The following is a 19,476-nucleotide window of genomic DNA, read 5'->3' as shown; positions in this document are numbered from 1 at the left end:
GGGAGCATCCGGCCTCGCCGCCGGACGGAGGGAGAGTCGTGTCATCACGAGCGACCATCGAAGAGGTGGCATCGGCCGCAGGAGTCTCACGGTCGACGGTGTCGCGCGTCGTCAACGGCTCGACGGCGGTGAGTCCTGAAGCCCTCGAGTCGGTGAAGCGCGCGATCGAACAGCTGAGCTACGTTCCCAACCGAGCGGCTCGCTCGCTGGCGTCGAGGCAGACGCACGCGATCGCGCTGATCGTGCCCGAAGACACCACGCGCTTCTTCGGCGACCCGTTCTTCGCGGCGATCGTCGCGGGCATCACGGGCGCGCTCCGCGGCTCGGACTACCTTCTCAACCTGCTCATCGCCAGCGACGACCCCGGCGACAAGATGACGAGCTTCGTGCGCAACGGCGGTGTCGACGGTGCGCTCATCGTGTCGCACCACACCAGCGACGCGTTCATCGACCGGGTCGCCGACGCCGTGCCCGTGGTGTGGGGCGGGCGACCGGTGCGGATCCGCGAGGGCGACTACGTCGTCGACGTCGACAACGTCGCCGGGGCCCGCGCGGCCACCCAGCACCTGATCGAGACCGGGCGCACGCGCATCGCGACGATCTCGGGGCCCATGACGATGGTCTCGTCGGTCGACCGTGTGCAGGGGTTCCGCAGCGCACTGGCTGACGCGGGTCTCTCGCCGTTCGCCGAAGAGGCGGGCGACTACAGCGAGGTCAGCGGAGCGGATGCAGCCCGCCGCATCCTCGCCGAGGGCCGCCCCGACGCGATCTTCGTCGCCAGCGACCTGATGGCCCGCGGTGCGCTCACCGCGCTCCGCTCGGCCGGCATCCGTGTTCCCGAAGACGTCGCGCTCGTCGGGTTCGACGACTCGTCCGTCGCCTTGAGCACAGACCCGCCGCTCACCACGATGCGGCAGCCGATGTACGCGCAGGGCGAGGCGATGGCCGGAGTGCTGCTCTCACGCCTCGCCGGTCGCGACCCTGCGCACACGACGATCCTGCCGACCGAGCTGGTGGTGCGCGCCTCGTCGTAGCCGCGGTTCGGCCCGGCGCGGCAGGGGGACACGGATGCGGACCATACGCCCCTCCAGGTCGGTCCGCATCCGTGGGTCTTCGGGTCGGTCAGGTGATCCGGTACTGGTGACGGCGCCGAGACCGCTGATCGATGACCGCGGGCCACGGCATCGTCGCCCACGGGCCGTTCCGCTTCGCGGTGGATGCACTCGCGAAGACGGTCCACGAATCGCCGTACTTCTCGAACGATTCCTCGTCGAGGTTGCCGTCGCTCCAGTGCATGACGCGTCCGGCGATGTAGCTCAGACCGAAGTCGCTCCACGACACGAACGACGGCCGAGTCTCGACGCTGATCCAGTGGATGATGCGACGCGCCTCGGCGACGTCGGCATATCCGAGCGCCACACCCCAGGTCGCCATCGCCACGGCCTGGCCGAGTGCGTACGCGTCGAGGGTGCGGACGTAGAGGTCGGGCGTCACGACGTCTTTGCCGACTCGCCTGCGCACCTCCTGCTCGATGTGCTCGATGCCGCGGACGAAAGGTCGTGCGTCGCGTCGGTTCCCGCCCTCATCGGCGATCGCGGTGAGCCACTCCTTCGTCGTCGGCACCCGCCCGAGGGCTGTGTGCATGTCGTTGCGCACGGCGAGATGGAGCATCCAGGCATGCCGTCGTCGTCGCACCGTGGTCAGGTGGTCGATCATGCCGAGCCAGTCCGTGCGGTCGTGGATGCCCCACTGCTCGGCGAGCAGTGCCTTCTCCTCGTTTCCGAGGCCGGGGGCCGTCGGGTCGTTCCACGGGCCGGACGGCAGGCTGCTGATCTGCAGCAGGCCCAGGGCGATCTCGTTCGCCTCGGTGTCATCCGCGGAGAACAGCTCGGACGGTGCGAGCCTCTGGGGTCGCATGAACCATCCTGTCGCGCTCATCACACTCCTGAGGGTGAGGCCTGGCGTAGCTCATAGCTTGAACAGCTATTCAGTCGCTAATATATAGCGTCCGGGGGGAGAAATCGAAGTCGTCCGATGCTGGGGAGCGGGACACGAATGGCACGTTCAGACGAACACAACCGGGCGGCGCGTGAACGATCCCGCGAAGCCATCCTGCGGGCAGCGGTCGATCTGTTCGCCGAGCGCGGCGTCTCGGGCGCGAGCATCGCTGAGATCACCCGGCGAGCCGGAGTCGCTCAGGGCCTCGCGAACTATCACTTCGGGAACAAGGAGCGGCTGATCGCCGCAGTGCTCGACCGGTGGTTCGAGACGCTGTTCAGCATCCCCCAAGCCGAAGGCGCGGCCGACGAGCGTCTCGCGGGCATCATCGACGGCGCCCTCACCGCCACGGGCTACGCCCTTCCGGTGCAGCGTGCGGTCTTCGCGATGCAGCAGCAGCCGACCACCCACCGCCTGTATGCGGAGGCCGAAGAGCGGCACGCGGAGGAGGCGAGGGCGTCGGAGGACATCGTTCGCGAGGTCTTCCGCGAACGCGGCGCCGCGGATCCGGCGCTCGAGGAGATCATGCTGCGCAGCACCCTCGAGGGCATCTTCATGAAGTACGCCGTCTACGGCGACACGTATCCTCTCGAGGACGCGCGCCGCTGGGTTCATCGGCTCTACGGGCTGCCCGAGCCGCAGTCGCCGCTTCCCCTGCAGCTCGCTCCTCGCGTCCTCGACGCGAGGCCCAGAGCATCGGGAGCGCTGCGCCCCGAGGAGTGACCGCGTTGCCCACGACCATCGGACACGGGTGGTGTCACCCCAGCTGCATCCGAGCGAACGCACCGAGCACGACGCGCTCCGACTGCACGAGGTAGCGCTCGAGCTCGGCCGCACCCTCCTGCGCACCGCGCGTGAGGAAGGTGTCGAGCACGGCGCGATTCTTGCGCACGAACGGCTCGTGGAGCGATCTAGGGTCATCGATCTTCAGGAACGCCAGTCTCAGCTCGGCCGCGAGGTCGCGATAGGTGCGGGCGAGGCGCGGGCTGTCGGCGAGATCGACCAGGGCGACGTGGAACGCCATGTTCGCGCTGCCCACCGCGCGCCAGGTCTCACTGTCGTCGAGGACCGCATCGTGGGCGGCCGCCTCTGCTGCGAGCACAGCCTGCTGCATCCGCTGCACCGAGGGGTGCTCGGGCTCGGAGTGCAGCAGCGCCGTGCACTCGATGACCCGGCGTGCGCGATAGATGTCGATGACGTCGGCGATCGACGGAGAGGCGACCGAGACGCCCCGGTGCGGCACGTGCTCGAGCAGCCCCTGCTCGGAGAGCGCGCGGAACGCCTCGCGCAGCGTGTTGCGCGCGACGCCGAAGTGCTCGGCGATGGCCGACTCAGACAGTCGTGAACCGGGGGCGAAGGCTCCGTCGATGATCTGCTGACGGAGCGCATCGGCGAGCATGCCCTGCTGGTTCATGCCTTCATCGTAGGCGGCTGGACTGGCCGATTGTTCGAGCAGGGAGCTCCGACAACATGCGAATGCAACCCGGTCGTAGCACAGCCGAAACAAAGTTGTTGAACAATAATGCTCGATCCGTTCTACACTGGGTGTCACTCGACACCCACCAACGACGATGGGAAATCCCCCGCAATGTCAGAGAACACCGCACCCCCGCTGTCCGCAGAAGACGAAGTCCGCCTCGCCGGAGCGAAGAGACGCGCAGGCCGCAGCGCCGTGATCGGCGCGATCTTCCTGATGGCCACCAGCGCCATCGGCCCAGGATTCATCACCCAGACGGCCACGTTCACCGCGACGATGGGGGCCGCCTTCGCATTCGCGATCCTCGTCTCGATCCTCATCGACATCGCCGTGCAGCTGAACGTGTGGCGCATGATCACCTCGTCGGGCAAGCGCGCCGGAGAGCTCGCCAACAGCGCCATCCCGTTCTCGGGACACCTGATCGCCGTGCTCGTCGTGATCGGCGGCCTGGCCTTCAACATCGGCAACATCGCGGGTGGCGGATTGGGCCTCAACGCCCTGCTCGGCATCGATCCCAAGCTCGGCGGCGCACTCACCGCAGCGCTCGCGATCATCATCTTCCTCGTCAAGAAGGCGGGACCGGTGATGGACATCGTGCTGATCGTGCTCGGTGTGGGAATGATCGTGATGACCGTGGTCGTCGCCGTGATCGCCCAGCCGCCGATCGGCGAGGCCCTGCGGCAGACGTTCGTGCCCGACGAGCTCAACTTCGCCACCATCACGACGATCGTCGGTGGAACCGTGGGCGGATACATCACCTACTCGGGCGCCCACCGCTACCTCGACTCCGGTCACACCGGCCCGGAGCAGGCCGGCCCCGTGATGCGCGCCGCGGCGAACGGCATCCTCGTCACCGGCATCATGCGCTACGTGCTGTTCCTCGCGATCCTCGGTGTGGTCGCCTCGGGCGTTTCGCTCGACCTGTCGAGCCAGGCGGCGAACCCCGCAGGGCAGGCCTTCGGCGCCGTGCTCGGCGACGCGGGGCTGCGCATCTTCGGTGCGATCTTCTGGGCCGCTGCGATCAGCTCGGTGATCGGCGCGGCGTACACGTCGGCGACCTTCCTCTCTACCTTCACGAAGAAGCTCAGGGGCGGCTGGCCGCTGCAGCTGGCCACTGTCGCCTTCATCGTCGTGTCGCTGATCGTCTATCTGTCGATCGGCACGGCGCCGGCCGCGATCCTCGTCTTCGTCGGCGGCTTCAACGGGCTCATCCTGCCCATCGGCCTCACGGTGTTCATGTACATCGGCTGGTTCCGTCGTGATCTGCTGGGCTCGAAGAAGTACCCGATGTGGCTGCTCATCGCGGGCACGGTCGTCACACTGCTCACCTGGTACATGGGCATCGTCTCGGTCGGCCCCATCTTCGCCTTCCTCGGAACCGGAGCGTGACCCCATGACATCGATCGACCTGAACTCCGACCTCGGCGAGAACGTCCCCGACCGCATCGTCAGCGATGACGAGAGCATGCTCCGCCTCGTGACGAGCGCGAACGTGGCGTGCGGATTCCACGCGGGCAGCCCCGAGGGCATCCGCGAGACTCTCGCCAACGCGGTGGCCGGAGGCGTCGTGATCGGCGCGCACCCCGGCTACCGCGACTACGAGAACTTCGGTCGCACAAAGGTCGAGATCGACTCGGCCACGCTGCAGGCGCACGTCGAGTACCAGCTCGGAGCCCTGATCGGTCTCGCCGCGGCTGTCGGCGGAAAGGTCGCCTACGTCAAGCCGCACGGAGCGCTGTACAACACGATCGCGCGCGACGAGCGACAGTCGAAGGACGTGGTGGCGGCCATCCGCGCGATCGATCCGAGCCTCGTGCTGCTGGGGCTCGCCGGTGGCGTCGTGCTCGACGTCGCCGAGCGCGCGGGGCTTCAGACTGCGGCAGAGGCGTTCGCCGATCGGGCGTATCAGCCCGACGGTCAGCTCGTCTCGCGCACCGAACCGGGATCTGTGCTGCACGACCCCACCGTCGTCGCGGAGCGCATGGTGCGCCTCGCCGGCGACGGGGTGATCCGCGCGGTCGACGGCACCGACGTGCCGGTCAGTGCGCAGTCGATCTGCGTGCACGGAGACAGCCCCGGATCGGTGGCCATGGCGGCCGAGACCAAGCGGATGCTGCAGGACGCGGGCATCACGATCGCACCGTTCGCGGGCGTCTGACATGACCGTTCACGCGACCGCCGGTCAGCTCGCCGATGCGCGGGCGGCCCGTGCCGCCATCCGCGCAGGACTCTCCGAGCCGACCAGCGGGGTCGCGGTCGGACTCACACAGGCGAACCTCATCTCCGTGCCCGCGGACTGGGCCTTCGAGACCCTGCTCTTCGCACAGCGCAACACGAAGCCGTGCCCGGTGCTCGAGGTCATCGAGCAGGGCGAGGTCGAGTCGCAGCTCGCGCCGGGCAGCGACATCCGCACCGACATCGGTCGGTACCGCATCTGGCGCGACGGTGAGTTGGCCGAAGAGGTCACCGACGCGACGGCAGCCTGGGCGGAGCATCCGGATCTCGTCTCGTTCCTCATCGGATGCAGCTTCACGTTCGAAGCCGGGCTCGTGCAGGGGGGCATCCCGATCCGCCATCAGGAGCTCGGCCGCAATGTGCCGATGTACCGCACCAACGTGCCCTGCGTTCCGGCAGGTCGCCTGAGCGGTGAGATGGTCGTGTCGATGCGCCCGATCGCGGCGGACCGAGTGGCGGATGCAGTGCAGATCTCGGGCCGGACCCCCGCCGTGCACGGTGCTCCGGTGCACATCGGCGATCCGGCATCCCTCGGAGTCGTCGACCTGGCCCGCCCTGACTTCGGAGACGCCCCCGAGATGCGCGACGGAGAAGTGCCGGTGTTCTGGGCGTGCGGCGTCACCCCGCAGGCCGCGATCATGGCCTCGAAACCCCCGTTCGCCATCACGCACGCACCGGGCTACATGTTCATCACCGACGTGCCGGATGCGGAGTACCTCGTCTGATGCGCATCCTCACGGCATCCGATCACGCGCTGCTCGTCGAGGCGGCCGACCTCGACGAGGCGATGCGCCTGAACCTCGCCTGGGACGGAACGCGCGGCGTCGTCGAGCGCATCCCCGGCGCTCGCACCGTGCTCGTGCGCTTCGATCCGCTCGTCATCTCTGCCGCCGATCTCGCAGACGAGCTCGCGGCGACCGAGATCGACACCGCCCACCTGCCGGCCACCGGTGAGGTCACGGTGCCCGTGCGATACGACGGCGAGGATCTCGACGAGGCGGCGTCCCTGCTGGGAGTGTCGGCGTCAGAGCTCGTGAACCGCCACCTCGCCGCCGACTGGAAGGTCGCCTTCTCGGGCTTCGCCCCCGGGTTCGGCTACGTGGTGAGCAGCGATCCGCTGTTCGACGTGCCGCGCCGCTCGTCGCCCCGCACCCGTGTGCCTGCGGGATCGGTGGCGCTCGCCGGAGCGTTCACCGGTGTGTACCCGCGTGAGAGTCCGGGTGGGTGGCAGCTCATCGGGCGCACGGATGCCCTGATGTGGGACATCGATCGCGACCCACCTGCCCTGCTGTCGCCCGGCACGACCGTGCGGTTCGAGAGCGTGCGTGAGCAGGCCGTGATGCCGGCCCTGGTGTCGGAGAACGCAGACGAGGCGGCCGACACCCGGCGCGTCGCCGATCGTCACGCCGCCGCGGGAGCGCCGGCTCCGGGTTCTCCGACAGCTGCAGCGATCGAGATCGTGCGTCCGTCCCTGCAGCTCCTGGTGCAGGATGCCGGTCGCCCCGGCTTCGCGGCGCTCGGGGTCTCGGCGTCAGGGGTCGCCGATCGTCGCGCGATGCGCGACGCGAACCGTGCAGTGGGCAATGCGTCCGACGCCGCCGTGCTCGAGAGCGTCGGGGGTGCGGTGCTGCGCTTCCGTGGCGCCGGGGTCGCCGCTGTCGCGGGTGCGGTCGGCTCTCTCGCACTGATCGATGCCGGTGGCGTGGCGCGTCCGCTCGCCCACGGCGTGCCCTTCGCCACGGTCGAGGGCGATGAGCTCACCCTAGGACACCCCGCCAGTGGGCTGCGCTACGTGATCGCCGTCCGTGGCGGTGTTGCCGCAGAACCCGCGCTCGACAGCCGCGCGAGCGATACCCTCGCCGGTCTCGGGCCGGCGCCGCTCGCCGCGGGCGACGTGCTCGGTGTGGGCGACTCGGCACCGCATCCCGTCGAACCCGAGAGCACACCGCGGCCACTTCCCGCTCCCGGTGATCTCGTCGACCTCGAGATCACTCTCGGGCCGCGTGACGACTGGTTCACGACCGCAGCGCTCGCGAGCCTCACCGGCCAGGAGTGGACGGTGACGCCACGCTCTGATCGGGTCGGCATCAGACTCGAGGGCGCCGTGCCCCTGGAGCGGTCGGTCGGTGGCGAGCTGCCCAGCGAGGGAGCAGTCACCGGCGCGATCCAGGTGCCTCCGGACGGTCAGCCCGTGCTGTTCCTGCCCGATCACCCGCTCACCGGCGGATATCCGATCATCGGTGCCCTCACCGATCGCAGCCTCGACCTCGCCGGCCAGCTGCCGCCCGGTGCGCGAGTTCGTTTCATCGTCAAGGAGACCTCATGACCAAGGTGCTGATCGCGAACCGCGGAGAGATCGCCGTGCGCGTCATCCGCGCCTGCGCCGAAGCCGGATACACGTCGATCGCGGTCTATGCCGACCAGGATGCCGATGCCCTGCACGTGCGACTCGCTGACGAGGCCCTGGGCCTGGGCGGCGACACGGCTGCGACGACCTACCTCTCCATCGATGCGCTGCTCGCTGCGGCGCGGAAGAGCGGCGCGGATGCCGTGCACCCCGGCTACGGATTCCTGTCGGAGAGCGCGGAGTTCGCGCGAGCGGTCGAGGGCGCCGGTCTCATCTGGATCGGACCCTCGCCCGACAGCATCGACGCGCTCGGCGACAAGATGACCGCGCGCCGGATCGCCCAGCGCGTCGGAGCGCCGTTGGCGGCCGGCACCGACCAACCGCTGGCCGGCCCGGCAGAGGCCGTGGCGTTCGCCGAGCAGCACGGGCTTCCGATCGCCATCAAGGCCGCTTTCGGCGGTGGCGGGCGAGGTCTCAAGGTGGTGCGGGAGCTCTCCGAGGTCGCAGAGGCCTTCGACGCCGCAACCCGTGAGGCGATCGCCGCGTTCGGCCGCGGCGAGTGCTTCGTCGAGCGGTTCCTCGAGAGTCCGCGCCACATCGAGGTGCAGGTGCTCGGCGACGGGCTCGGCGGCATCGTGGTGGTCGGTGACCGCGACTGCTCGATGCAGCGACGCAACCAGAAGCTCATCGAGGAGGCGCCGGCGCCGGGGCTGTCGAGCGATCAGCGCACGCGATTCCACGACTCGGCCAGGGCGATCTGTGCCGAGGTGCAGTACCGCGGTGCGGGAACCGTGGAGTTCCTCCTCGCCGCTGACGGCACGATCTCCTTCCTCGAGGTGAACACCCGCCTTCAGGTCGAGCACCCGGTCACCGAGGCGGTCACCGGCACTGATCTGGTGCGCGAGCAGTTCCGCATCGCGTTCGGAGAGGGGATCTCGTTCACCGAGACCCCGACACCGACCGGGCACGCGATCGAGTTCCGCATCAACGCGGAAGACCCCGGTCGCGGTTTCCTGCCGAGTCCCGGTCGCGTCGCGTCACTGCGCATCCCCGGCGGCCCCGGGGTGCGGTGGGACAGCGGGATCGAGGCGGGCGATGTCGTTCAGCCGGCCTTCGACTCGATGATCGCGAAGCTCATCGTGCACGCCGACAGCCGTGATGCGGCACTCGTGCGGGCGAGACGGGCGCTGCGCGAACTCGAGGTCGAGGGCCCGGCGACCGTCATCCCGTTCGATCTCCTCGCGCTCGACGACGAGGCCTTCGCCACCGAGACCTTCGCGGTGCACACGCAGTGGATCGAGAGCACGTTGCTGCCGCGCCTCGAGCCGCAGCTGCGGCCTGCCCCCGCTCCGGACGCCGCACTCCAGCGCTTCCCCGTCGAGATCGACGGACGCCGGGTCGTGCTCGGGCTGCCGGTCGGTCTGCTCGCCGGACTCGGCGGGCTGGCCGATGCCGGAGCAGCGCCGTCGGCATCCGATCCGACCGAACTGCGCTCGCCGGCGCCCGGCACGCTCGTGCGCTGGCTCGCCGACGACGGTGCGAGCGTCGCGGAGGGTGACCCGGTGGCCGTACTCGACGCGATGAAGATGGAGACCACGGTCGCAGCTCACCGCGCCGGCGTCCTGTCGCACAGGGTCGAGCTCTCCGCGATGGTCGCTCCCGACGCGGTGCTCGCCGTCATCGCCTGAGCGCGATTCTCCACCGCACGCGAAGATCCCGGACGCCGCAGCTGCAGCATCCGGGATCTTCTGTTCTGGTTCGCGGGTCGAGCGTGATCAGGCGGGGTCGCCGCCCAGCGGACCCACGGCCTCGAGGGGCCTCGGATCGTCGGCGCCGGTCTTGCGCGCGCGAGCGATCGCGTTGCCCACGTGGTAGATCAGCAGTGCCGCGACCGTGCCGAGCACGATGCCACCGAAGGCGAAGTCGCCGAGCTGCATCGAGAATCCGGCGATGCCGATCACGAGCGACACGGCGGCCGTGTACTGGTTCACCGGACGCGAGAAGTCGACCCTGCTGTCGACCCAGATCTTGATGCCGATGATGCCGATCAGGCCGTACAGCGCGGTCGTCGCACCGCCGAGCACGCCGGCGGGGATCGAGTTGAACACCTCGCCGACCTTGGGCGAGAACGCCAGCAGGATCGCGAAGAGCCCGGCGACCCAGTAGACCGCGGTCGAGTAGACGCGGGTCGCGGCCATGACGCCGATGTTCTCGCCGTAGGTCGTCGTGCCCGATCCGCCGAAGCCGCCGGCGATGGTCGTGGCGACACCGTCGGCGATCAGCGCGCGACCCGTGTGCTTGTTGATGGCGGGGTCTTCGGTCATGGTCGCGACGCCGCGCACGTGGCCGACGTTCTCGGCGACGAGCACCAGCACGACCGGGAGGAACATCGCGATGGTCGACCAGGTGCCGGGGGCGATGAAGTCGGGGAGCTGGAACTCGGGCAGGCCGACCCAGGGTGCATCGGCGATGAGCTCGGCGGGCGTCTTGCCTCCGCGCAGCGCGTTGGGCACATCGAACGAGCCGGTGAACGCGGCGTAGATGAACCCCACCGCGACGCCGAGGAAGATCGAGATGCGTCCGAGGAACCCGCGGAACAGCACCGCGAACAGGATGATCGCGACGAGTGTGATGGTCGCGGTGACGGGGTCGAGCTGGAAGTTGTTCCACGCGGTCGGGGCGAGGTTGAAGCCGATCAGGGCGACGATCGCTCCGGCGACCACCGGAGGCATGAGTGCGTCGACCCAGCGGAGCCCGGCGAACTGCACGACCAGGCCGACGATGGTCAGCAGGATGCCGACGGCGACCACTCCCGCCAGTGCCGAACCGGTGCCACCGGCGGCGACCGCGGCGGTGATCGGCGCGATGAACGCGAACGACGAGCCGAGGTAGCTGGGCAGCTGGTTCTTCGTGATCAGCAGGAAGATCAGCGTGCCGAGGCCGCTGAACAGCAGTGTCGTCGAGACCGGGAAGCCGGTCAGGGTCGGCACGAGGAACGTGGCGCCGAACATCGCGACGACGTGCTGGGCGCCGATCGCGATCGTGGCCGGCCAGTTCAGACGCTCTTCGGGCTTGACGACGGCGCCGGGCTCGACAGTGCGGCCGTTTCCGTGGGTCTTCCACAGGGGCATGCGGGCTCCTCAGGATCGGGGGAGGGGGAGTGCTGGAGCAACACTACCGATCCCTGAGTGTTCCCTGGGTGCCGTGGGGCGCTTCCTCGGGAGGACTTCTGCGCCTCGGGAGGAGAATTCTCGAGGATCTCTCCTCCCCAGGTGCAGTTCTCCTCCCGGTAGCGTGGGGGAGCGTGGCGGGTCAGGCCCCGAGGCGCTCGATCAGCTCGCGGTAGCGGGCGGCGGTGCGCTCGACGATGTCCTCGGGCAGCTCGGGCGGCTCGCCCTGCTTGTCCCAGTTCGAGGCCAGCCAGTCGCGCACGATCTGCTTGTCGAAGCTCGCCATGCGCTCGTTCGGGGTCGAACCGGTGCGCCACGCCTCGGCATCCCAGTAGCGCGACGAGTCGCTCGTGAGCACCTCGTCGGCCAGGCGCAGCACGCCGTCGCCATCCGTGCCGAATTCGAACTTGGTGTCGGCGAGGATCAGGCCCTTCTCCTCCGCGATCGCAGCGGCCCGCGTGTAGAGCGCGAGCGAGACGTCGCGCAGCTCGGCTGCCCGCTCGGCGCCGACGAGCTCGACGACCCGCTCGAAGGTGATGTTCTCATCGTGCTCGCCCATCGGCGCCTTGTACGCCGGGGTGAACAGCGGCTCGGGAAGCCGGTCGCCGTTCTGCAGGCCAGCAGGCAGCGGGATGCCGCACACGGTGCCGCTCTCGGTGTATTCGGCCCAGCCGGATCCGGTGATGTAGCCGCGCACGACGCACTCGACGGGCAGCATCTCGAGCGACTGCGCGAGCATGGCGCGGTCGGAGACGCTCGCGGGGATCTCGCCCTCGGCGAGGTGGTTCGGAACATCGCTGAGCTCGCTGAACCACCAGCGGCTGAGACGCGTGAGCAGCGCGCCCTTCTCGGGGATGCCCGGCGACAGCACGAAGTCGAAGGCACTGACGCGGTCGGAGGCGACCACGAGGATGCGGGTGTCGGCGGCGTCATCCGAGGCATACAGGTCGCGGACCTTGCCCGAGTAGATGTGGCGCCAGCCGGGGATGGTCTGCGCGTTGCTGTCCGAAGGTGTGCTCACCCGCCCATTATCCCGGTTCGCCGCCTCGGGTGTCGGCGGGGGTGTCTAGCGTGGAACCGTGACCGACGACACCCTCACCGACCGACTGCAGCTGTCGCGGGCTGCTCCCTCCGATCTCGATGCCGTCTTCGCGATCCAGAGCGATCCGCGCGTGTGGACGCACTATCCCAGCCTGCGGCACACCGACCGGGCTCAGACCGTCGAGATGATGGAGCGGTGGGATCGCAGCTGGACGGACGCCGGTCTCGGATCATGGGTCGCCCGTCTGCGCGACACCGGCGAGGTCGTCGGCAACGGTGGCTGCACCCTGCTCGGCGGCGAGGTGTGGAACATCGGCTACCGGATCGCCGCGGATCACCACGGGCGAGGTCTGGCGACCGAGCTGGCCCGGGCCGGAGTCGAGAGGGCGCGGGTGATCGCGCCTGAGCGTCCCGTGATCGCCTACCTCGTCGAGCACAACCGCGCCTCCGCTCACGTCGCCGAGAAGCTCGGCCTCGCACTCGTGCATCGGGCGCCGGACGCGGGCAACCCCGACCCCGCTGTGGTGCGGCTCGTGTATGCGGATCGGCCGCTCACGCCGGACCAGCTCGCCGCCGCTCTGAAGTAGGACGGGCGAACTCGGCATCCGTCTTGTCGAGAGGTCTGAAGGAGCGTATAGTCCACGTGGACTATTTGAGGTGGAGCACGTGTCGAAGGAACCTGCGGAGCGACTGACCCCGATGGGGGTGATGATCCTCGCGCTGCTGCGCGAGGGCGACATGCATCCCTACGAGATGATGCGCCTGATGCGCGCTCGCCGCGATGAGCGACTGCTCACCATCACGAACGGGACTCTCTATCACACGGTCGGTCGGCTCCAGCGGGCCGGGCTCATCGATGAGGTGGGCATCGACCGGGAGGGCAATCGCCCCGAGCGCACCACCTACACGCTCACGGATGCCGGAACAGACGCCCTGGTCGACTGGCTGCGGCGGGAGCTCTCGGTGATCGACCGGCCCGCCGAGTTCCGTATCGCGCTCGCTGAGGCGCACAACCTCGAGCGCCCCGACGTCATCGTGTGTCTCCGCTCGCGGCGTGAGGCCCTCGACGAGGGACACGTGATGCACCGCGACGGACTGATCGGTGCTCGACGAACGGGCGCACCCGAGCAGGTGCTCGTCGAGTTCGAGCGCCAGGAGGTGCTGCTCGATGCCGAGCTGCGCTGGCTCGATTCGCTCCTCGAACGTCTCGAGGCCGAGGCGTTCCCCTGGGGGCCCACCGCTTTCGAGAACACCGACCGCTACCTCGCACAGCGAAAGGCTGCACAGCAATGACCGACTCTCCCTCGACCGGACGCCCACCCGCGGCATCCTCGTCCTCCGGTCCGTCGACCGGCACGTTCGCCGCCGGCCACCGCCCGGCCAGCCCGTGGCCCGCGCTGTGGGCGCTGGTCATCGGCTTCTTCATGATCCTCGTCGACACCACGATCGTCTCGGTGGCCAACCCGGCGATCAAGGCGGCGCTCGACCCGACCACCAACAACCTCGACAACGTGGTGTGGGTCACCAGCGCCTACCTGCTCGCCTACGCCGTGCCGCTGCTGATCACCGGACGCCTCGGCGACCGCTTCGGCCCGAAGAACATCTACCTCATCGGCCTCGCGATCTTCACGCTCGCATCGCTCTGGTGCGGGCTGTCGGGTTCGCTCGAGATGCTCATCGCGGCGCGCGCCGTGCAGGGGCTGGGTGCCGCCTTCATGACGCCGCAGACCATGGCCGTCATCACGCGCACCTTCCCGCCCGACCGCCGCGGCGCGGCCATGGGTCTGTGGGGCGCGACCGCCGGTGTCGCCACGCTCGTCGGCCCCCTCGTCGGCGGTCTGCTCGTCGACGGCTTCGGGTGGGAGTGGATCTTCTTCGTGAACATCCCCGTCGGCATCGTCGCGTTCGTGCTCGCCTGGCGTCTCGTGCCCAAGCTGCAGACGAGTCCGCACCGCTTCGACATCCTCGGTGTCATCCTGAGCGCCGTGGCGCTGTTCCTCATCGTCTTCGGTCTGCAGGAGGGTGAGAAGTTCGACTGGGGCGTCATCTGGGGTCCGATCTCGGTGTGGAGCCTCATCATCACCGGCCTCGTCGTGCTCGCCCTGTTCATCGTGCAGCAGGCACGCACGCGCAGCGAGGCCCTCGTGCCGCTCGCACTCTTCCGCGACCGCAACTTCTCGGGAGCGAACGTCGCGATCGCCGCCGTCGGGTTCACGGTGACGAGCATGTCGCTGCCGATGATGTTCTTCCTGCAGACCGCCCGAGGGCTCACGCCGACCCAGGCCGCGCTGCTGCTGATCCCGATGGCGGTGCTGTCGGGCGTGCTCGCGCCGTTCGCCGGCAAGCTGCTCGATCGAGTCGACCCGCGCATCATCCTGATCCCCGGTCTGCTCTGCGTTGTCGTCGCCCTCATCTGGTACTCCGCGCTGATCAACATGGGCACCGAGATCTGGATGTTCCTGCTGCCCTCCGCCCTGATGGGCATCGGCAACGCGGGAATGTGGGGGCCGCTCGCGACCACCGCGACCCGCAAGCTGCCGCCGCGCCAGGCGGGTGCCGGTGCGGGCATCTACAACACGACCCGGACCATCGGATCGGTCATCGGCTCGGCATCCATCGCCACCTTCATGCAGTCGCGTCTCGAGGCGAACCTGCCCGGTCTCGCTGACGCCCCCTCCGGCATCAGCGGCGGCGGTTCGCTGCCGCCCGAGGTCGCGGAGGGCTTCGCGGCGGGCATGTCGCAGGCGATCCTGCTGCCCGCGTGCGTGATGGTCGTGGCTCTCGTCGCATCGCTGTTCCTCGGACGCTACGACAGGGCGGATGCTGCGGCCCCGTCCGCGCCGGCGGAGACCCCCGCTCCCGCGGCGTGACCCGCTCCTGACGACGAGCCGGGTCTTCTGCACCACCGTGTGGATGGCCCGGCCCGCAGGTCTGCGCCGGGAGGTTTGCACCGGGAATGCCGATGTGATGTCATCGGGCGATGACGATCGAGCTCACGAGGCCCACCACCGACCTGTTCGATTCCTGGGCGGCCGCCGTCGCCGAATTCGGCGACGGGCACGTCGACGGATCAGGTCTGCAGGCACCTGTCACCCCGGACCGCGCGACGCTCGATGCTCTCATCGAGAAGTCGGCGCTGCTGGCCGACACCACAGCCGACCTGCCCGAGGATGCCGTGCACAACGACCTGTACTGGATCGTGGACGACGGCGAGGTGGTCGGGTTCCTGTCGTTCCGGCACGAGCTCAACGAGTGGCTCCGTGAGGCGGGCGGACACATCGGGTACTCGGTGCGCGAGTCGCGACGGCGTCAGGGCTACGCCTCAGCGGCGCTGCGTCTCGGGCTCGAGCGGGCACGCGAGATCGGACTCGACCGCGTGCTCGTCACGTGCGACGACGACAACGTCGGCTCTTACCACACGATCGAGGGTGCCGGAGGCGTGCTGCAGGACGTCAGCGACCAGTCGGCGCGCGGCCATGCCATGCTCCGCCGATACTGGATCACCCTCTAGAAGCGAGCGCGCGGACCGCCCTCGGATCATGGCGACACGCCGTCGCCGGTTAGGGTTGATGGTCGACGACCATCCCGGTGGCAGCATCCTGTCGCCCATCCGATCCGAGGAGCACCCGTCGTGATCCCACATCCCTCTCCTGCTTCCGCGCGCCTGCGCGCGTTCGGACGCACCGCCGGGGCGATGGCGCTCACGGCGTTCATCGCGGTCGGCGCGCTGCTCGGCGGCGCGTCCGCGGCCAGCGCGGCCGACGACTCCGAGACCTACGTCATCGGCACCGACACGACGTTCGCGCCGTTCGAGTTCACCTCTCCCGAGGGCGATCTCGTCGGCATCGACATGGACCTGCTCCGCGCGATCGCGAAGGACCAGGGCTTCGAGGTCGAGATCCGTCAGCTCGGGTTCGATGCCGCTGTTCAGGCGCTGCAGGCCAACCAGGTCGACGCCGTCATGGCCGGCATGTCGATCACCGACGAGCGCGAGAAGACGTTCGACTTCAGCGAGCCGTACTTCACCAGCGGCATCCAGCTCGGCGTGCTCGAGTCCAGCGACATCCAGTCGCTCGACGACCTCGACGGCGAGGCCGTCGCGGTCAAGACCGGCACGCAGGGGCAGACGTTCGCCGAGGAGAACCAGGACGAGTTCGGCTTCCGCATCACGCCGTACCAGGACACGACCGACATGGTGGATGCCGTCAAGGCCGGCCAGGCCGTCGGCTACTTCGAGGACTTCCCGGTGCTCGCATACGGGATCCAGCAGGGGTCGGGCTTCCGCCTGATCGGCGAGCCGGAGCTCGGCGGTGAGTACGGATTCGCGGTCAACAAGGGGCAGAACCCCGAACTCGTCGAGATGTTCAACGCGGGTCTCGAGAACCTCCAGGCTTCGGGGGAGTACGACGAGATCGTCGACAGCTACCTCGCGGGTGGCGAGGAGACCACGCAGGCGACCGACATCTTCTCGGTGGCCGTGAAGTACTGGCCTGCTCTGATGGAGGGCCTGTGGCTGACGATCCTCGCGACGCTGGTCGCGATCGTGGCGGCGTTCATCCTCGGTCTCATCTTCGGCTTCGGCCGGGTGTCGGCCTTCGCGCCGTTCCGCTGGGTGGCCACCGCCTACGTCTACGTCTTCCGCGGCACCCCGATCCTGGTGCAGGCGTTCTTCGTGTTCTTCGCGATCCCGCAGCTGTTCCCCGGGCTCACGTTCAACCCGTTCGTCGCCGGCGCGATCACGCTGTCGCTGAACACCGGCGCCTACATGACCGAGATCATCCGCGGCGGCATCCAGGCCGTCGACCCCGGGCAGGCCGAGGCATCGCGTTCGCTCGGACTCGGGCACTGGAAGACGATGCAGAAGGTCGTGCTGCCACAGGCCTTCCGCATCATGATCCCGTCGTTCGTGAACCAGGGAATCATCACCCTCAAGGACACATCGCTCATCAGCGTCATCGGGCTCGCCGAGCTCACGTTCGTGTCGCGTCAGATCATCGCCTCGACGTACCTGTCGGCTCAGGTGCTGACCATCGTCGCCATCATCTACTTCGTCGTGATCACGCTTCTGACGCTGCTCGCGAACCGCCTGGAGAGGAAGTTCAACGCATGAGCAAGATCGAGGTCAGAGACCTGCACAAGTCGTTCGGCGACAACCACGTGCTCAAGGGCATCGACCTGACCGTCGAGGACGGCGAGGTCGTCGCGGTCATCGGTCCGTCAGGGTCGGGAAAGTCCACCCTGCTGCGCTGCCTCAACAAGCTCGAGGAGCCGACCTCGGGTCACGTCATCGTCGACGGCGTCGACCTGACAGACAAGAGCGTCAAGCTCGACGAGGTGCGCCAGCGCATCGGCATGGTGTTCCAGCACTTCAACCTGTTCCCGCACATGACCGTGCTCGAGAACATCACGCTCGCGCCCGTCGAACTCGGCAAGCTGTCGAAGGCCGAGGCGAAGGAGCGCGCCCTGACGCTGCTCGACCGCGTGGGCCTTGCCGAGAAGGCCGATGCCAAGCCGGCATCCCTCTCCGGCGGTCAGAAGCAGCGTGTCGCGATCGCCCGCGCGCTGGCGATGGACCCCGAGATCATGCTCTTCGATGAGGCCACCAGCGCCCTCGATCCCGAGATGGTCGGCGAGGTGCTGCAGGTCATCCGCGACCTCGCGTCCGGTGGCATGACGATGGTGCTTGTGACGCACGAGATGGGCTTCGCGCGCGAGGTCTCTGGACGCACCGTCTTCATGGATGCCGGAGTCGTCGTCGAAGAGGCGCCGCCTGCCGAGCTGTTCGGCGCCCCGAAGAACGAGCGTCTCAAGGACTTCCTCTCGAAGGTGCTCTGAGCGCTCCCCAATGACGAAGGCCCCACCCGATTCCGGGTGGGGCCTTCGCTGGTGTCGGTCGGTGCTACTCCGCGACGCGGGCGGCGATGTCGGTGCGGAAGTGCGAACCGTCGAGCGTGATGCGGCCGATCGCCTCGTAGGCGCGGTCGCGCGCGGTGCGGAAGTCGGATGCCACGGCGACCACGTTCAGCACTCGACCGCCGGTCGCGATCAGCGAGCCGCCGGGTGCGTCGGGGCTCGCGGTCGCGGCGTGCACGAGACGCACACCCTCGACGGCCGCCGCATCGGCGAGGCCCTCGATCGGGCGGCCGGTCTGCGGAGCCTCGGGGTAGCCCTCGCTGGCGAGGACGACCGTGATGGCGACGTCGTCGCTGAAGACCGGCTCCGGCTGGTCTTCGAGAGTGCCGGACGCCGCGGCGAACAGCAGCTCCGACAGCGGAGTCACGAGGCGAGGCAGCACGATCTGCGTCTCGGGGTCGCCGAAGCGGGCGTTGAACTCGATCACGCGCACACCGGCGGGCGTCAGGATGAGGCCCGCGTAGAGGAGGCCGATGAACGGGGTGCCCTCTTCGTCGAGCTGACGGATCACGGGCAGGGCGACATCACGCGTGACCTCTTCGACGAAGGCCTGCTCGCTGCCGAACTGATCGGCGAGCCACGGCAGCGGAGAGTAGGCGCCCATGCCGCCCGTGTTGGGGCCTTCGTCGCCGTCGAGAGCGCGCTTGAAGTCCTGCGCCGGGCTGAGCGCGCGCACGGTGTCGCCGTCGCTCAGGAAGAACAGCGAGACCTCGGGGCCCGAGAGAAACTCTTCGATGAGCACGGGGCCGGAGGGCAGATAGTGCTCGGCGTGCGCGAGCGCCTCGGCGCGATCCGAGGTCACGATGACGCCCTTGCCCGCGGCCAGTCCGTCGGCCTTCACCACGTGGGGGGCACCGAGGTCGTCGAACGCGGCCTCGACCTCGGCGGTGGTGGTGGCGCGCACCGCTCGTCCGGTCGGCACGCCCGCGGCATCCATGATCCGCTTCGCGAACGACTTCGATCCCTCGAGCTGAGCCGCGGCCTTGCCGGGGCCGAACACGGGGATGCCGTGCGCGCGCAGCACATCGGCGACACCCGCGACCAGCGGCGCCTCGGGCCCGACGACCACGAGGTCGACGCCGTGCTCGTTGGCGAACGAGGTCACTGCGGCGCCGTCGAGCATGTCGAGGGTGACCGGCGTCGCGTCCTGCGCGATTCCGGCGTTGCCGGGGGCGACGACGATCTCGTGCTCCGCGGTCTCTGCTCGCAGAGCGAGGATGATCGCGTGCTCACGGGCACCGGAACCGAGGACGAGAATCTTCACCCGTCCAGACTACCGAGGCGGGCGCGTGCGT

General features: G+C 68.9%; 18 protein-coding genes. 13 read left to right on the top strand and 5 right to left on the bottom strand.

The window, feature by feature from the left end; translation table 11 throughout:
* The first annotated feature begins 38 nt into the window (after positions 1–38).
* The gene (locus ACLKOY_RS09250) at positions 39–1,034 is read left to right on the top strand and encodes a LacI family DNA-binding transcriptional regulator (RefSeq protein ID WP_436453366.1); all 996 of its coding nucleotides are present in this window, start codon (positions 39–41) and stop codon (positions 1,032–1,034) included.
* A gap of 88 nt (positions 1,035–1,122) precedes the next feature.
* Here the strand turns inward: ACLKOY_RS09250 and ACLKOY_RS09245 are convergent, their stop codons facing one another.
* Positions 1,123–1,938 carry a DUF1266 domain-containing protein gene (locus ACLKOY_RS09245; RefSeq protein WP_436453365.1) on the bottom strand — a complete coding sequence of 272 codons (816 nt, stop codon included), beginning with the start codon at positions 1,936–1,938 and terminating at the stop codon, positions 1,123–1,125.
* A gap of 117 nt (positions 1,939–2,055) precedes the next feature.
* Here ACLKOY_RS09245 and ACLKOY_RS09240 point away from each other — a divergent pair, with 117 nt between their 5' ends.
* On the top strand, positions 2,056–2,721 hold the full coding sequence (locus tag ACLKOY_RS09240) for a TetR/AcrR family transcriptional regulator (protein ID WP_436453364.1): 666 nt from the start codon (positions 2,056–2,058) through the stop codon (positions 2,719–2,721).
* Between the two features lie 34 nt (positions 2,722–2,755).
* Here the strand turns inward: ACLKOY_RS09240 and ACLKOY_RS09235 are convergent, their stop codons facing one another.
* Entirely contained in the window at positions 2,756–3,412 is a 657-nt protein-coding gene (locus tag ACLKOY_RS09235; RefSeq protein ID WP_436453363.1) for a GntR family transcriptional regulator, read from the bottom strand.
* 174 nt (positions 3,413–3,586) lie between these two features.
* On the opposite strand from ACLKOY_RS09235, the gene ACLKOY_RS09230 reads away from it, so the two are divergent.
* The 5 genes from ACLKOY_RS09230 to ACLKOY_RS09210 are packed head-to-tail and all read left to right on the top strand — an operon-like array spanning position 3,587 to position 9,745.
* A complete protein-coding gene (locus ACLKOY_RS09230; RefSeq protein WP_436453362.1) occupies positions 3,587–4,864 on the top strand; it encodes an NRAMP family divalent metal transporter in 1,278 nt (425 codons plus the stop codon).
* A gap of 4 nt (positions 4,865–4,868) precedes the next feature.
* Positions 4,869–5,633, top strand: coding sequence for a LamB/YcsF family protein (locus ACLKOY_RS09225; protein WP_436453361.1), 765 nt, complete (start codon positions 4,869–4,871; stop codon positions 5,631–5,633).
* A gap of 1 nt (position 5,634) precedes the next feature.
* Complete coding sequence (locus ACLKOY_RS09220; protein ID WP_436453360.1) at positions 5,635–6,435, top strand: putative hydro-lyase; 801 nt, start codon at positions 5,635–5,637, stop codon at positions 6,433–6,435.
* Complete coding sequence (locus ACLKOY_RS09215; RefSeq protein ID WP_436453359.1) at positions 6,435–8,036, top strand: carboxyltransferase domain-containing protein; 1,602 nt, start codon at positions 6,435–6,437, stop codon at positions 8,034–8,036. The genes ACLKOY_RS09220 and ACLKOY_RS09215 overlap by 1 nt, the downstream gene beginning before the upstream one ends.
* On the top strand, positions 8,033–9,745 hold the full coding sequence (locus tag ACLKOY_RS09210) for an acetyl/propionyl/methylcrotonyl-CoA carboxylase subunit alpha (RefSeq protein ID WP_436453358.1): 1,713 nt from the start codon (positions 8,033–8,035) through the stop codon (positions 9,743–9,745). The genes ACLKOY_RS09215 and ACLKOY_RS09210 overlap by 4 nt, the downstream gene beginning before the upstream one ends.
* Positions 9,746–9,832: 87 nt before the next feature.
* Here ACLKOY_RS09210 and ACLKOY_RS09205 read toward each other — a convergent pair whose 3' ends face one another.
* Together ACLKOY_RS09205 and ACLKOY_RS09200 are read right to left on the bottom strand one after the other, a co-directional pair.
* Positions 9,833–11,188 carry a solute carrier family 23 protein gene (locus ACLKOY_RS09205; RefSeq protein WP_363572541.1) on the bottom strand — a complete coding sequence of 452 codons (1,356 nt, stop codon included), beginning with the start codon at positions 11,186–11,188 and terminating at the stop codon, positions 9,833–9,835.
* A 181-nt stretch (positions 11,189–11,369) separates the two neighbouring features.
* Positions 11,370–12,248: a phosphoribosylaminoimidazolesuccinocarboxamide synthase gene (locus ACLKOY_RS09200; RefSeq protein ID WP_436453357.1), complete on the bottom strand. Its 879-nt coding sequence runs from the start codon at positions 12,246–12,248 to the stop codon at positions 11,370–11,372.
* A gap of 58 nt (positions 12,249–12,306) precedes the next feature.
* Between ACLKOY_RS09200 and ACLKOY_RS09195 the strand changes: the two genes are divergently transcribed.
* The 6 genes from ACLKOY_RS09195 (at position 12,307) to ACLKOY_RS09170 (ending at position 18,103) form a co-directional block, all read left to right on the top strand.
* Positions 12,307–12,855, top strand: a complete 549-nt coding sequence (locus ACLKOY_RS09195; protein WP_436453356.1) for a GNAT family N-acetyltransferase — start codon at positions 12,307–12,309, stop codon at positions 12,853–12,855.
* A gap of 79 nt (positions 12,856–12,934) precedes the next feature.
* Complete coding sequence (locus ACLKOY_RS09190; protein WP_436453355.1) at positions 12,935–13,561, top strand: PadR family transcriptional regulator; 627 nt, start codon at positions 12,935–12,937, stop codon at positions 13,559–13,561.
* Positions 13,558–15,138: a DHA2 family efflux MFS transporter permease subunit gene (locus ACLKOY_RS09185; protein ID WP_436453354.1), complete on the top strand. Its 1,581-nt coding sequence runs from the start codon at positions 13,558–13,560 to the stop codon at positions 15,136–15,138. Before ACLKOY_RS09190 ends, ACLKOY_RS09185 begins: the two co-directional genes overlap by 4 nt.
* Before the next feature lie 110 nt (positions 15,139–15,248).
* The gene (locus ACLKOY_RS09180) at positions 15,249–15,779 is read left to right on the top strand and encodes a GNAT family N-acetyltransferase (RefSeq protein ID WP_436453353.1); all 531 of its coding nucleotides are present in this window, start codon (positions 15,249–15,251) and stop codon (positions 15,777–15,779) included.
* A 120-nt stretch (positions 15,780–15,899) separates the two neighbouring features.
* On the top strand, positions 15,900–17,378 hold the full coding sequence (locus tag ACLKOY_RS09175) for an amino acid ABC transporter substrate-binding protein/permease (RefSeq protein WP_436453352.1): 1,479 nt from the start codon (positions 15,900–15,902) through the stop codon (positions 17,376–17,378).
* Positions 17,375–18,103: an amino acid ABC transporter ATP-binding protein gene (locus tag ACLKOY_RS09170; protein ID WP_363572527.1), complete on the top strand. Its 729-nt coding sequence runs from the start codon at positions 17,375–17,377 to the stop codon at positions 18,101–18,103. The genes ACLKOY_RS09175 and ACLKOY_RS09170 overlap by 4 nt, the downstream gene beginning before the upstream one ends.
* A 64-nt stretch (positions 18,104–18,167) precedes the next feature.
* Here ACLKOY_RS09170 and purD read toward each other — a convergent pair whose 3' ends face one another.
* Positions 18,168–19,445, bottom strand: a complete 1,278-nt coding sequence (gene purD, locus ACLKOY_RS09165; protein ID WP_436453351.1) for a phosphoribosylamine--glycine ligase — start codon at positions 19,443–19,445, stop codon at positions 18,168–18,170.
* Positions 19,446–19,476: the final 31 nt, after the last annotated feature.

The sequence above is a fragment of the Microbacterium sp. K2 genome, assembly GCF_051365005.1.
In the GTDB taxonomy this organism is placed as follows: domain Bacteria; phylum Actinomycetota; class Actinomycetes; order Actinomycetales; family Microbacteriaceae; genus Microbacterium; species Microbacterium foliorum_B.
The sequence above is the reverse complement of the archived record's forward strand: the minus strand, read 5'-3'. Positions and strand labels throughout refer to the sequence as shown.